This window comes from Pseudotabrizicola alkalilacus, from assembly GCF_003443995.1.
GTDB lineage: Bacteria > Pseudomonadota > Alphaproteobacteria > Rhodobacterales > Rhodobacteraceae > Pseudotabrizicola > Pseudotabrizicola alkalilacus.
Window position 1 is genome coordinate 11604 of sequence record NZ_QWEY01000015.1, and the last position, 12856, is coordinate 24459.

The window sequence follows — 12856 nt, forward strand, 5'->3', positions numbered from 1 at the left end:
ATGGTGCATTCGCTTGGTCTGACACTTTATAATCTGCGGCCCCGGCGCGATCCTGCGTCCGGGGGGGGCTGGCCCGAGCGCCCCTCAGGCCGGTTGATCTGGATGCATGCGCCTTCTGCCGAAGCCGCCCGCGGATTGCTGGAGCTGGCGGCCCGTCTGATCGAGGAAGACGGTTTGACGGTCCTGTTAACATGTCCCGAGGGTTTGCCGGCCCGGAAGGGGCTGGTCAGGGTGTTGCCACCCGATGACCGTCCGGCCGAGGCCCGCGCCTTTCTTGATCACTGGCGGCCAGAGATTGCGATCTTTTCAGATGGTGAGTTGCGCCCGGCCGTGCTGCACGAAGCGGCGGAGCGTGGGGTGCAGCTGATGATGGTTGACGGGCGCGCGCCCTATGTGCTCAAGGACCGCAACGGGTGGTATCCGGGTCTGATGCGGTCAGCCTTGCAAGGTTTTGCCCATGTCCTGACACTGGACGAGGCATCGGCCCGCGCCTTTCGCAAGGGCGGCGCGGCCCTGTCCGCCGTTGGTGTGACCGGACGGATGGAAGAAAACAGTGCTGCCTTGCCCTGTCTGGAAGCGGAACGCGCAGCGCTTGCAAAGCTGTTGGCCACGCGCCCAGTATGGCTGGCAGTCGGGCTGCCCGAGCCGGAAGAAGCGGCTGTGATCGCGGCACATCGTGCGGCACAAAGCCTTGCGCACCGGCTGCTGCTGATCATTGCCCCCGAAGATCCGGCACGGGCCGCCGCTCTGGCCAGACGGTTGGCCGATGACGAAGGCTGGATCGTTGCAGAGCGGTCCGAAGATCAGGAACCTGAGGCGGATGTCGAGGTTTTCGTCGCCGACGGAATGGCCGAGCTGGGGCTGTGGTATCGGTTGGCGCCGATCACTTTCATGGGGGGAAGCCTGGCGGGGCAGGGCTGTGTGCGCAACCCGATGGAGCCTGCAGCGCTTGGCTCTGCGATCCTGTATGGCCCGCGTCCGGGCGTGTTTGGCGGCACTTTCGGCAGGCTTGGTGCTGCCCGAGCAGCCCGCCCTGTGGGCAGTGCTACGGATCTGGGCGAAGCCTTGTCTGATCTGCTGTCGCCGGACCGTGCCGCGCGGTTGGCTCAATCGGCGTGGATGGTGGCGTCAGACGGGGCGGATGTGACCGAGCGTATTATCGCGCTGGTCCGCAACGCCGTGAAAGATAACGCATGATGCGCCCGCCTGCGTTCTGGCACAATCCGCCTTATGCACCGGGTCTGATGGCCCGTTTGTTGCAGCCCTTGGGCTTTGCCTATGGCGCTGCAACCGCCCGCCGGGTGGCACAAGGCGGTTATCGCGCTTCGGTTCCGGTGATTTGCATTGGCAATCTGAATGTGGGCGGCACCGGCAAGACCCCTGCCACAATCGCCCTGCTGGCACGGGTGCAAGGCGCGCATGTGGTGTCCCGGGGCTATGGCGGGGCGCTGGAGGGCCCGATTCTGGTGGAGCCGCAGCTCCATACGGCGGCGCAGGTCGGGGATGAACCGCTGCTGCTGGCCGCCTTTGCGCCAACCTGGGTGGCCAAGGGCCGCGCCGCAGGCGTCCGGGCGGCAGAGGCCGCGGGCGCAAGGATCATCCTGATGGATGACGGCTTTCAGAACCCGTCGGTTCACAAGGATCTGTCGCTGGTGGTGGTCGATGCCGAGCGCGGCTTTGGCAATGGGCTGTGCCTGCCTGCCGGGCCTTTGCGGGAGCCTGTCGTGGCGGGTTTGGCCCGCGCTCAGGTGCTGCTCTCGATCGGCGGGGCTGAGGCTCAGGAAAAATTCGCCCGGCAATGGGGGCCGGCGATTTCCATCCCGCAAGTGCAGGGGGAACTGAAGCCCTTGCAGATGGGCATGGACTGGCGTGGTCAGCGCGTGCTGGCCTTTGCCGGGATCGGCCACCCGGACAAGTTTTTCGCCACCTTGCGCAGTCAGGGTGCAGAGATCGTGCGCGCAGTTTCGCTGGATGATCACCAGCCGCTGTCGGACACCCTGCTGCGTCGGCTGGAGGCCGAGGCCGCTGGATTGGGGGCCCAGCTTGTGACGACGGAAAAGGATCAGGTGCGCCTGCCGCCAGCGTTCCGGCCAAAGGTTCTGACCCTCGTTGTCCGGCTGGAGGTCGCGGATTGGTCGGTTCTGGATGCGGCGCTCGCGGGGCTGCGCTAAACCCCGCCTGCGCCTTTGTCAGCCGACTTCGGCCTGATGCTCGCCCAGCTTCGGTGCCGGGCGGTCCAGCGCAAGGTTGGCTCCGGAAAAGCGGAACGGGGACCGAACGCCCGGCACGCCATCGGGAGAGATCTGCATGCCGCGTGCCACCATCTGCGGGTCGGCAAACACTTCCCCCAGATCATTGATCGGCCCGGCAGGCACCCCTGCCGCTTCGCAGGCGGCCAGCAGATCGGCCTTGGTCCATGTCTGGGTGGCTGCGGTCAGCCTGATGGTCAGTGCCTCCCGGTTCTGCACCCGGTCGGCGTTGGTGAGGAAGTCCGGCGCAGTTGCAATATCGCCGAGCCCGAGGATCGTGCACAGACGCTGATACTGGCCATCGTTCCCCGTGGCCAGGATCAGCCAGCCATCGGCGCAGTCAAAGACCGCATAGGGCGCCAGATTGGGGTGGGCATTGCCCATCTTTTTCGGCGCGATGCCGGTCGTCAGATAGTTCATCGACTGGTTGGCCATGGTTGCCGCTGCCACATCCATCAACGCCATATCGACATGCTGACCGATGCCGGAGCTGTGCCGCTGGTGCAGGGCCGCCAGAATGGCCGTCGCCGCATAGATCCCGGTGAAAATGTCGGTGACGGCCACGCCGACCTTTTGCGGCTGGCCATCCGGTTCGCCGGTCACGCTCATCAACCCGGCCATGCCCTGAATGATGAAATCGTACCCTGCCCGATGGGCATAGGGGCCATCCTGACCAAAGCCGGTGATGGAGCAATAGATCAGGCGCGGGTTTACTTTTTGCAGGCTGGCGTAATCCAGCCCATACTTGGCCAGCCCCCCCACCTTGAAATTCTCGATCACCACATCTGCATCGGCCACCATGCGGCGCACCATATCCTGCCCCTCGGGCGTGCGGAAATCGCAGATGACAGACCGCTTGCCCCGGTTGGTGGCATGGAAATAGGCGGCAGACCGGTCGCCGTCCCGTTCGATGAACGGCGGCCCCCAGCGACGGGTATCGTCACCTTCGGGGGCCTCGACCTTTATCACATCCGCGCCCAGATCGGCCAGGGTCTGACCGGCCCACGGGCCCGCAAGAATGCGGGCCAGTTCAATGACCTTCACTCCAGCAAGCGGCGTGGTCATTCCTTGGCAAGCTCTGCGTCAAGGATGGCTTTCAGATCGGCATAAGACATGTTTGCATGTTTGGTGCCGTTGATGATCAGCGTCGGGGTGCCTTGCACCTCATACTCTTTCATCATGGTTTCATAGTGATCGACCATTGCCTGTGCCGTAGCACCGTCCTGCATGCAGGCATCAAGCTGTGCATCGTCCATCCCAGCCGTCCGGCCAATCTTCTTCAGATTGCCGACCACCACATTCGGATCATCCGAAGCGGTCCAGGCCTGCATGTCCTTGTACAGCATCTCCTGCACGCCGAAGTATTTCATGTCTCCGCCACAGCGGGCCACCATGGCTGCCCATAGGCCGTAGCGATCAAAATACACCTCGCGGTAGACAAAGTGGATCTTGCCGGTGTCGATGTATTCTTTCTTGAGATCTTTGAAGACATTGGCGTGGAAATTCGCACAATGCGGGCAGGTGTAGGACGCATATTCGATCAGCGTCACCTTGGCATCGACCGGACCCAGTGTCATGTCCTTGATTTCAACCGTTTGTGCCTCAGCCGCCGGGGCCGTTTCCTGCGCCTGTGCGCTGGAAACCGGCAACAGTGTCTGGCTGACATTTCCGGATGTCATCGACCACAGGCCAAAGCCGCCTGCAATGACAAGGGCCGATGCGGCCAGAATGGTTTTCTTTGACATTATTTCTCGCCTTCTGTCGTCTTGCGACGGTTTAGGATGTTTTCGGCCAGCGCTTCAAGCGCCGCGCGCAGGCCGGGGTCATGAATCGGGGCCACAGTTTCACTCGCCTCGGCCTTTATGGCCGGGTCGGTTGCAGGCGGGGCCTTTGGGGCGGGTATGAATTCGGCCTGACCTTCGGCAAATCCGATGGGGGCGGTCTGTGTCAGCAGAATGCGCGAAATGGCGTTGTAGCCATAGATCGCGTTCACCTTGGTCCGGATCACTTCTTTCTGCATCTCGATCATCGGCGCCATCGGCCCGGTGGTCAGAAGCGTCAGCGTTCCGCCAAAGCCGTCGCGGCCATAACCAACCTTGACCGGGCGGGTGCATTTGGCCAGATCTTCGCCCACAACCTCTGTCCAATGGGTCAAAAGCCGTGCAATGGCAAAGCCGCGCGATTCCCCTGCCGTGCGCACAGGGTCTTTCATCAGCCCGAAGGCCGGTTCAAACCCGCGCATCCGGCGCGATTGGCTCTGGTAAGGGGTCGTGTTGCGGGCCATCTGGTATCCTGTGACTCTGTTGCTATCTTATCCCGTCAGGACAGCGCCGCCAGAGGCAAGACAGGACAAAGGGTATAAAGATTGCGTGACGCCGAGTTGAGCGACCTGCTGCTACGCTGGTATGACCGTCATGCCAGGGTCATGCCGTGGCGGGTCTCACCGCAGGACCGCAAGGCCGGCGCAGTGCCAGACCCGTACCGGATCTGGCTGTCCGAGGTGATGTTGCAACAGACCACGGTTGCGGCGGTCAAGGACTACTTCCACCGCTTTACCGCCCGCTGGCCCACCGTTTCCGACCTCGCGGCCGCGCGGGATGAGGATGTGATGGCCGAATGGGCGGGCCTTGGCTATTACGCCCGCGCCCGCAACCTGCTGAAAGCCGCGCGCGCGGTGGTCGCGGATCATGGCGGCGTGTTTCCCGGAACGCGCGATGGTTTGCTTAGCCTGCCCGGCATCGGACCCTACACCGCAGGGGCGGTGGCCGCGATTGCCTATGACGAGGCGGCGACGGTGGTGGATGGCAATGTCGAGCGGGTGATGGCGAGGCTGTTTGCAGTGAACACACCGCTTCCTGTCGCCAAGGGCGAACTCACCGCGCTGGCTGCCTCGCTGACCCCTGAAACGCGATCTGGTGACTATGCGCAGGCCGTGATGGATCTTGGCGCCACCATCTGTACCCCTCGCAACCCTGCTTGCGGGATTTGCCCCTGGAGCCACGCTTGTGCTGCACGGGATGCGGGTATTCAGGCCGAACTGCCCCGCAAGCTGCCAAAGGTGGAAAAGCCGGTGCGTCGCGGCACGCTCTGGCTTGCGACGCAAAGTGACATGATCCTCCTGCAACGCCGTCCCGACACAGGTTTGTTGGGCGGGATGCTGGGATTTCCCGGCGACGGGTGGGATGGGGCCGGAGGTGAGGCCCCTGCCGCCGCCGACTGGAGCGAGATTGGCGAAATTCGCCACACATTTACCCATTTTCACCTGTACCTGACGCTGCAAGCCGCTGAACTGCCAGCCGGGTCGGTCGTATCGCGCGGGCATTTTGTCTCGCGCCGTGATTTCAGCCCCGCCGACCTGCCAACAGTGATGCGCAAAGCCTATGATCGCTGGCGGGACAGTTTGTCCCCTTGAGATATTCCCCCCGCTGGCAGATCGTCTGCCTGAAAACAAACGGCTAATCATGTCAGACCACCCGCGCCAGAAGATCGGATTTGTGCAGGCCATGCCATTCTGGCTGACGCTGGGCATCGTGCCGCTGGCGCTGATCGGGGCGACATTCGGCGGATGGTACACCGCTTTGGTTCCGGCCTATTCGCTGGTGATCTATTCGTCGCTCGATGCGCTGACCGGGCGGAACGAGGGCAACGCCGACCCGGAAACCCCCGATGCCATGCTGTTCTGGTATCAGCTGCTGACGCTGATCTGGCCGCCGATCCAGCTGGTCATTCTGTTTGGCACCATCTGGTATGCGACCCATACCAGCCATCTGTCCGGGCTGGAGCTGGGGGTGCTGTTCTTTGGCATCGGCATTGTCACCGGCACGGTGGGGATCAACTACAGCCACGAACTGATGCACCAGAAAAGCAAGCTGGAGCGTTGGCTGGCCGATATTCTGTTGGCGTCAGTGTTGTACTCGCATTTCCGGTCCGAGCATCTGCGCGTGCACCATATCTATGTCGGCACCTGCCGCGACCCGGTGACCGCGCGCTATAACGAGGGGTTCCACCGCTTTTTCCCGCGTGTGCTGCGCCAAAGCCCGGCCTCCGCCTGGCGGGCCGAAGTGGCGATGCTGGCGCGGCGCGGACTGCCGTGGTGGCATCGCAGCAACCCGTTCTGGCGCTATGCCGCTTTGCAGGCGGGCATGCTGGCGCTTGCCATGGCCCTTGGCGGTTGGGCCGGTCTTGGGCTGTTTGTCTATCAGGCCGCCGTCGCGATCTGGCAGCTGGAGGCGGTGAATTACGTCGAACATTACGGCCTGACCCGGCGGCATCTGGGCGAGGGCAAGTACGAACATGTCAAACCGCATCACAGCTGGAACGCATCACACACCGCGTCAAACTGGTTGCTGATCAACCTGCAGCGCCATTCGGACCACCATTTCAAGCCCGACCGGCGCTTTCCGTTGTTGCAGACCTATGACGAAGATCAGGCTCCGCAGCTGCCGCTCGGTTATCCGCTGATGGTGTTTATTGCGATGAACCCGCTGTGGTGGCGGCGGATGATGAACCCCCGTGTGCGGGCGTGGCGCAAGTTTCATTATCCGGATATCACGGACTGGAAGCCCTATAACAAGGCGCTGAATCCGCCGCCCCGGTGATGGTCCTGCCTTAGGAAAATCTGCGACAAGCGATTGGCTTTGTTACTGATCTCCAGAGTGGAGATATTCTGACAGAAATGCAAAACCATATATTGCGCTGCGCAATACGGCTTGCGGGCCGATCGTTCCCCATTTATCAGGCGCGTTATTGTATAACATAACGGAGAGCGCCATGCGTCGCCCCCTATCCCTGCTTGTCCTGTCCGCTCTGTTGCCCGTTGCAGCTCTGGCTGATCCGGCAGCGCTGGACGTTGCTGCCCCGTTCGAGATCAAGGCGGCTGATCCGGTTCTGTCAGGTGATATCTTTCTCAAGATGGATGTGATGGAAACGCTGGTGAATGCCGATGAAAACGGTGCCTTGCTGCCCGGTCTTTCTGACAGCTGGAGCGTGTCTGACGACAAGCTGTCCTGGCGCTTTCACATCCGGCCGGGTGTGACCTTCCACGATGGCACCGCCCTGACATCAGATGCAGCCGCGACCGCGCTGAACTGGTCAAAATCAAAAGAGAGTATTCTGACACGCGCGCCCATTTCTTCGATCAGGGCAGAAGGCGACGAGGTGGAGATCACCCTCACCGAGGCTTTTGCTGCTCTGCCCGCCTTTCTGGCCGAGTACCGTACCGGCATTCTGGCCCCCGCAGCCTATGCTGCCGATGGCAGTGTCGTCGGTCTGATCGGAACCGGGGCATTCAAGGTGACAAGACTGGAACCGCCACTGACACTGGAGGCCGAGCGTTACGATGCCTATTGGGGCGGCGCCGCCAAGGTTCCAGCCGTGCACTACACCGCCGTTACGCGGGCGGAAACACGGGCACTGATGGCTGAATCCGGCGATGCCGAGCTGGTGGTCAACCTTGATCCGGCGTCGTTTGCCCGGCTTGGGTCGGTCGATAGCGTGACAGTGCAATCGGTTTCGCTGCCCCGCGTTTTGCTGCTCAAACTCAATGCCGCCTCACCCTTCTTTGATACAGTCGAAGAGCGGCGCGCCTTGTCGCTTGCGATTGACCGCGACGGGTTGGCGCAGGCTGTGCTGCGCTATCCGGCGGCGGCAGGTCAGATGTTCCCGCCCGCGATGGGTGGGTGGCATGACGAGGCGCTGGAGCCGCTGGCCTATGACGCCGAGGCGGCCAGGGCTGCGTTTGCGGCCGCAGGCTGGTTGCCCGGTGCGGATGGCATTTTGGAACAGGACGGTCAGCGCTTTGAGGTCGAGTTGCTGACCTATCCCGACCGACCAGAACTGCCACTGACCGCCGCCGTGCTGGAGCAGTTCTTCCGGGATGTCGGCATCGCGGTCACGATCAATTCGACCAACTCATCTGAAATTCCGGCAAAGCATACCGACGGAACATTGCAACTGGCCCTGTTTGCCCGCAACTTTGCGCTGGTTCCCGATCCTGTCGGCACACTGATGCAGGATTATGCCCCGACTGGCGACTGGGGCGCGATGGGCTGGGACAATGCCGGCTTTACGGCTGCGGTCAAGAAGATGGCGGCCGAGGGTGGTGCCGATGAAGAAAAGTCAGCGTTGGCGGCGACACTTCATGCCGAACTGCCGGTGCTGCCGATCGCCTGGTATCAGCAGACCGCAGCCATTTCGAAAACCGTGAAAGGCATCGTGATTGACCCCTATGAGCGCAGCTTTGGCCTGAAATCGGCGGAGTTTGTCGAGTGAACACCGCGCTGAATACAATCGCCTTCCGCCTGATGCAGGCGGCGGGCGTGGCGCTGGTTGTCGGCGTGATGTCCTTTCTGATGATGCAGGCCATGCCCGGCGACATGGCATTCCGCATCGCTGCGGCGCGCTATGGCTATGATCTGGTGAATGCCGATCTGGCCAATGCCGTGCGTGCCGAACTTGGCCTTGATGCCGGACCCGTCACCCAGTTTCTGCACTGGATGGGCGGGCTGGCAAGGCTGGACCTTGGGCAGTCGCTTGTCTCGGGGCAACCGGTGTGGGACGAAATCACGCATCAGCTGGGGGCCAGTCTGCAACTGGCGCTGGCGGCGATTGTCCTGTCGCTGCTGATTGGGCCGCCGTTGGGGATCTGCGCCGGTTTGCATGCCGGGGGACGGTTTGACCGGGCGTTGCTGGTGGTGGCCGCCAGTTTCCGGGCCGTGCCGCAGTTCTTGCTGGGGCTTCTGCTGATCATTCTGCTTGCGGTGCAAATGCGGCTGTTGCCCGCCGCCGGGCATGGCAGCCTTGCGCATTTTGTCCTTCCTGCGCTGACGCTGGCGCTGGGTCTGGCCGCCGCATCCGCCCGGATCACGCGCGACGCGATGGCGGGCGTTGCGGCCAGCCCGCTCTACGCCTTTGCCCGCGCCAAGGGGCTGAGCGACGGGGAGGTGCTGCGCCGTCACGGGTTGCGCAATATCGGCGCGCCGGTGGTGACCTATCTGGGCCTGCAATTCGTGTTGCTGGTCGAAGGTGTGGTGGTGGTGGAAACGATTTTCGGATGGCCGGGGATCGGGCATGCCTTGATCCATGCCGTGTTTCACCGCGATGTTCCGATGGTGCAGGGGACGGCGCTGGTGATGGGCCTGGGCTTTGTCCTGCTCAACGCCATCATTGATCTGATCGTGCGTCGCATTGACCCGCGCGGGGTGCAGTCATGACCGCGGCCCATATCGGCTGGTCCGTTCTGGCCGCCCTGATCCTGTTCGCCCTGATGGGCCCGCTGTTTGACCCGGTCGGTCCGTTCAAGCAGTCGTTGATGAAAGCGCTGTCAGGGGCGGATGCTGCTGCGCCGTTTGGCTATGACCATCTGGGCCGGTCGATGTTTTCACGCCTTGCACATGCGCTGCGCCTGTCGCTTCTGCTGGCCTTTGCGGCGACGGCAACGGCGGCGGTCATCGGCATCGGGCTGGGGGCGTTGGCAAGCTGGCGCGGGGGCTGGCTGGACCGGGGGCTGGCGCTTGTGGCCGACTCTGTGCTCGCCTTGCCCGCGCTTTTGATGGTGCTGATGATGGGGGTGATCCTGCCCTCTACCGCGCTTGCGTTCTGGGCCGGGCTGGCCGCCGTGCAATGGGTCGAGTTCTTTCGCCTGACCCGCAATGCCGCGCGCAGCCATCTCGCCAGCCCCGCTGTCGAGGCCGCCACCTTGCAAGGCTTTGGCCCGGTCTGGATTTTCCGCCGGATCCTCTGGCCAGAAATCGGCCCGATGCTGCGCACCGCTTCGGCCTTTGGGGTGGGCAATGCCATCGCAGCCATTGCCGCTCTTGGCTTTGTCAGTGTCGGCATGCGCGCGCCGACACCAGAGCTTGGCCTGATGATGGTCGAGCTGTTACCCAGCTGGCGCGAGGCCCCCTTTGCCCTGATGCAGCCGGTTCTGGCTTGCTTTGCGCTGCTGCTGGCGCTGAACCTGATTGCCGGAGATCGCAGATGACATTGCTTGTTGCCAAAGACATCAGCGTTCATGCCGGGTCTGATCGTCTGGTTGATCCGGTCTCGCTGACCCTTGAAATGGGAAAGGCGGTGACCGTTCTGGGCGAGAGCGGATCGGGCAAAAGCCTGCTGGCGCAAGCGATACTTGGCACACTGCCAAAAGGGCTCGACGGCTCTGGCACGCTGACGGTGGGGGGCGACACGTTTGATCCTGCCCGCCCGCAAGGCAACCGGGTGCTGTGGGGCCGTCGTATCGCGGTATTGCCGCAGGAACCGTGGCTTGCCCTCGACCCGTTGATGCGCGGTCAGCAGCAGGTGGCAGAGGTGCATGATCTGGTGGCTGCCGCGTCAGAGCCTGCTGTCAGGGCAAAGGCCGATCTGACCGCACTGGGGCTGGAAGCGGCGGGTGACAAATTCCCCTGGCAACTGTCGGGTGGCATGGCGCAGCGTCTGGCCTTTGCCGCCGCACGTGCCGGCGGCGCTGCGATCACCGTGGCGGATGAGCCGACCAAGGGCCTGGATGCTGACAGGCGCGATGATGTGCTGGCCCTGTTAAGAAAGGGGCTGGAAGGCGGCGGCCTGCTGACGATCACCCACGATCTGACCCTTGCAAAAGGGCTGGGGGGTGAAATTCTGGTGATGCAGGGCGGCACAGTGGTAGAGCGTGGCCCCGCTGCGCGCATTCTGACCGCGCCGCAACACCCCTATACCCGCGCCCTGATTGCCGCAGATCCTGCCAATTGGCCCCGCCGCGTTCCGCCATCCGTGCAGCCTGTTCTGGTCCGGGCCACCGACGTGACGGTATCGCGGGCAGGCCGCACATTGTTCCGCCCGGTTGGTTTCAGCCTGTCTCGCGGCCAGACCTTGGGCATCTTTGGTCCCTCGGGCTGCGGCAAATCCAGTTTGGGGAATGCAATTCTGGGTCTGCTGCCGTATGAAGGAACGCTCTGGCGCGATCCGGGCGCACCAAAGCTGGGCTTTCAGAAACTGTGGCAAGATCCGCCAGCCGCCTTTCCGGCGCGGATCACGCTGGGGCAGGGGCTGGATGACCTGATCGCCCTGCACCGCATTGACCGCAAGCGCGTTGCCCCGTTGCTGGACCGGCTGAAGCTTTCGCCCAGCCTGTTGACGCGCCTGCCCTCTGGTGTGTCAGGGGGAGAGTTGCAGCGGATCGCCCTGCTGCGCGCTTTGCTGCTTGATCCGGTGTTCCTGTTTGCGGACGAGCCGACCTCGCGGCTTGATCCGGTGACGCAGGCAGAAACCGTGCGTCTGATGACAGAGATTGCCGCCGAACGTGACATGGCGATTGTTTTCGTCAGCCATGACCGGGCCTTGCTGCACAGTGTCAGCGATCAGATGCTCGAGCTGTCAGCGCAATAGAAATGGCCCCGGCAGTTCTGCCGGGGATACAAGGTCAGCTCAGACCCGCTCCAGCGCGATCGCAATACCTTGGCCGACACCGATGCACATCGTGGCAAGCGCGCGACGCCCGCCGGTCTGCGCAAGTTGCAGCGCTGCGGTTCCGGTGATGCGCGCGCCCGACATGCCCAGCGGATGGCCAAGGGCGATGGCACCGCCATTCGGGTTCACACGCGGATCGTCATCGGCAACGCCAAGCGCGCGCAACGTTGCCAGACCCTGCGCGGCAAACGCCTCGTTCAGCTCGATCACATCCAGATCGGCGGGGGTCAACCCCAGCCGCGCCAGCAGCTTTTGCGAGGCGGGTGCGGGGCCGATGCCCATGATCCGGGGCGGCACACCTGTCGTGGCCCCGCCCAGAATGCGCGCAATTGGTGTCAGCCCGTATTTGGCTGCCGCCTCTGCATTCGCAAGGATCAGGGCCGCCGCCCCATCATTCACACCGCTGGCATTGCCCGCGGTCACCGAGCCATTGGCAAACAACGGCTTGAGCTTGGCCAAAGCTTCGGGGGTGGTGGCGCGGGGGTGTTCGTCGCTGTCCACCACCAACGCATCGCCCTTGCGCTGCGGAATGGTGACCGGCGTGATCTCGGCGGCAAGTCGCCCGTTGGCCTGCGCGGCCGCCGCCTTGGTTTGTGACGCAAGCGCCATGGCATCCTGCGCCTCGCGGCTGATGCCATAATCATCGGCTACATTTTGCCCGGTCTGCGGCATCGAATCCGTGCCATAGGCGCTGTGCATGGCAGGGTTGATAAATCGCCAGCCGATGGTGGTGTCATAAACCGCATTATCGCGGCTGAACGCGCTGCCCGCCTTTGGCATGACAAAAGGCGCACGGCTCATGCTCTCGACCCCGCCTGCAATCATCAGGTCAGATTCGCCCGCTGCGATGGTCCGCGCGGCCATAAGAACCGCATCCATGCCCGAGCCGCACAGCCGATTGATGGTGGTGCCACTGACCCCGACCGGAAGGCCCGCCAGCAGCAGCGACATGCGCGCGACGTTGCGGTTGTCTTCGCCCGCCTGATTGGCGCAGCCAAAGATCACGTCATCGACCGCCTCCCAATCCACGCCAGCATTGCGCGCCATCAGCGCGCGCAACGGCACGGCCCCCAGATCATCGGGGCGCACGGTGGCAAGGCTGCCCGCATAGCGCCCGATCGGGGTGCGGATGTAGTCGCAGATGAAAACCTCGGTCATGATCGGAT

12 protein-coding genes are annotated in these 12856 nt (G+C 63.2%); 8 read left to right on the top strand and 4 right to left on the bottom strand.

Annotation, left to right across the window (positions count from 1 at the left end; all coding sequences use genetic code 11):
* Positions 1-1197: a 3-deoxy-D-manno-octulosonic acid transferase gene (locus D1012_RS19625; protein ID WP_118155829.1), complete on the top strand. Its 1197-nt coding sequence runs from the start codon at positions 1-3 to the stop codon at positions 1195-1197.
* Positions 1197-2171: a tetraacyldisaccharide 4'-kinase gene (gene lpxK, locus D1012_RS19630; RefSeq protein ID WP_118155885.1), complete on the top strand. Its 975-nt coding sequence runs from the start codon at positions 1197-1199 to the stop codon at positions 2169-2171. Before D1012_RS19625 ends, lpxK begins: the two co-directional genes overlap by 1 nt.
* An 18-nt stretch (positions 2172-2189) precedes the next feature.
* On the opposite strand, the gene D1012_RS19635 is transcribed toward lpxK, so the two are convergent.
* From D1012_RS19635 to D1012_RS19645, 3 genes are read right to left on the bottom strand one after another with little or no spacing between them, the layout of a single operon-like run.
* Positions 2190-3314, bottom strand: a complete 1125-nt coding sequence (locus D1012_RS19635) for a CaiB/BaiF CoA transferase family protein (protein WP_118155830.1) — start codon at positions 3312-3314, stop codon at positions 2190-2192.
* Positions 3311-3994 (bottom strand): DsbA family protein, encoded by a 684-nt coding sequence (locus D1012_RS19640; protein WP_118155831.1) that lies wholly within the window; start codon positions 3992-3994, stop codon positions 3311-3313. The genes D1012_RS19635 and D1012_RS19640 overlap by 4 nt, the downstream gene beginning before the upstream one ends.
* Positions 3994-4533, bottom strand: coding sequence for a DUF721 domain-containing protein (locus D1012_RS19645; RefSeq protein WP_233517203.1), 540 nt, complete (start codon positions 4531-4533; stop codon positions 3994-3996). Before D1012_RS19645 ends, D1012_RS19640 begins: the two co-directional genes overlap by 1 nt.
* 81 nt (positions 4534-4614) lie before the next feature.
* Between D1012_RS19645 and mutY the strand changes: the two genes are divergently transcribed.
* The 6 genes from mutY to D1012_RS19675 all read left to right on the top strand — a co-directional run bounded on the left by mutY (position 4615) and on the right by D1012_RS19675 (position 11609).
* A complete protein-coding gene (mutY, locus tag D1012_RS19650; protein WP_118155833.1) occupies positions 4615-5661 on the top strand; it encodes an A/G-specific adenine glycosylase in 1047 nt (348 codons plus the stop codon).
* A gap of 49 nt (positions 5662-5710) precedes the next feature.
* Positions 5711-6847: an alkane 1-monooxygenase gene (locus tag D1012_RS19655; RefSeq protein WP_118155834.1), complete on the top strand. Its 1137-nt coding sequence runs from the start codon at positions 5711-5713 to the stop codon at positions 6845-6847.
* Between the two features lie 172 nt (positions 6848-7019).
* Positions 7020-8519 (top strand): ABC transporter substrate-binding protein, encoded by a 1500-nt coding sequence (locus tag D1012_RS19660; RefSeq protein ID WP_118155835.1) that lies wholly within the window; start codon positions 7020-7022, stop codon positions 8517-8519.
* A complete protein-coding gene (locus D1012_RS19665; RefSeq protein WP_233517204.1) occupies positions 8516-9460 on the top strand; it encodes an ABC transporter permease in 945 nt (314 codons plus the stop codon). Before D1012_RS19660 ends, D1012_RS19665 begins: the two co-directional genes overlap by 4 nt.
* Positions 9457-10230 carry an ABC transporter permease gene (locus tag D1012_RS19670; RefSeq protein WP_118155836.1) on the top strand — a complete coding sequence of 258 codons (774 nt, stop codon included), beginning with the start codon at positions 9457-9459 and terminating at the stop codon, positions 10228-10230. The genes D1012_RS19665 and D1012_RS19670 overlap by 4 nt, the downstream gene beginning before the upstream one ends.
* Positions 10227-11609 carry an ATP-binding cassette domain-containing protein gene (locus D1012_RS19675; RefSeq protein WP_118155837.1) on the top strand — a complete coding sequence of 461 codons (1383 nt, stop codon included), beginning with the start codon at positions 10227-10229 and terminating at the stop codon, positions 11607-11609. Before D1012_RS19670 ends, D1012_RS19675 begins: the two co-directional genes overlap by 4 nt.
* 39 nt (positions 11610-11648) lie before the next feature.
* On the opposite strand, the gene pcaF is transcribed toward D1012_RS19675, so the two are convergent.
* Positions 11649-12848 carry a 3-oxoadipyl-CoA thiolase gene (gene pcaF, locus D1012_RS19680; RefSeq protein ID WP_118155838.1) on the bottom strand — a complete coding sequence of 400 codons (1200 nt, stop codon included), beginning with the start codon at positions 12846-12848 and terminating at the stop codon, positions 11649-11651.
* Positions 12849-12856: the final 8 nt, after the last annotated feature.

Excerpts from the sequence above, each read along its gene's own strand:
- D1012_RS19625 (WP_118155829.1), top strand. The coding sequence starts at position 1 with ATGGTGCATTCGCTTGGTCTGACACTTTATAATCTGCGGCCCCGGCGC.
- lpxK (WP_118155885.1), top strand. The coding sequence starts at position 1,197 with ATGCGCCCGCCTGCGTTCTGGCACAATCCGCCTTATGCACCGGGTCTG.
- D1012_RS19635 (WP_118155830.1), bottom strand. The coding sequence starts at position 3,314 with ATGACCACGCCGCTTGCTGGAGTGAAGGTCATTGAACTGGCCCGCATT.
- D1012_RS19640 (WP_118155831.1), bottom strand. The coding sequence starts at position 3,994 with ATGTCAAAGAAAACCATTCTGGCCGCATCGGCCCTTGTCATTGCAGGC.
- D1012_RS19645 (WP_233517203.1), bottom strand. The coding sequence starts at position 4,533 with ATGGCCCGCAACACGACCCCTTACCAGAGCCAATCGCGCCGGATGCGC.
- D1012_RS19655 (WP_118155834.1), top strand. The coding sequence starts at position 5,711 with ATGTCAGACCACCCGCGCCAGAAGATCGGATTTGTGCAGGCCATGCCA.
- D1012_RS19660 (WP_118155835.1), top strand. The coding sequence starts at position 7,020 with ATGCGTCGCCCCCTATCCCTGCTTGTCCTGTCCGCTCTGTTGCCCGTT.
- D1012_RS19670 (WP_118155836.1), top strand. The coding sequence starts at position 9,457 with ATGACCGCGGCCCATATCGGCTGGTCCGTTCTGGCCGCCCTGATCCTG.
- D1012_RS19675 (WP_118155837.1), top strand. The coding sequence starts at position 10,227 with ATGACATTGCTTGTTGCCAAAGACATCAGCGTTCATGCCGGGTCTGAT.
- pcaF (WP_118155838.1), bottom strand. The coding sequence starts at position 12,848 with ATGACCGAGGTTTTCATCTGCGACTACATCCGCACCCCGATCGGGCGC.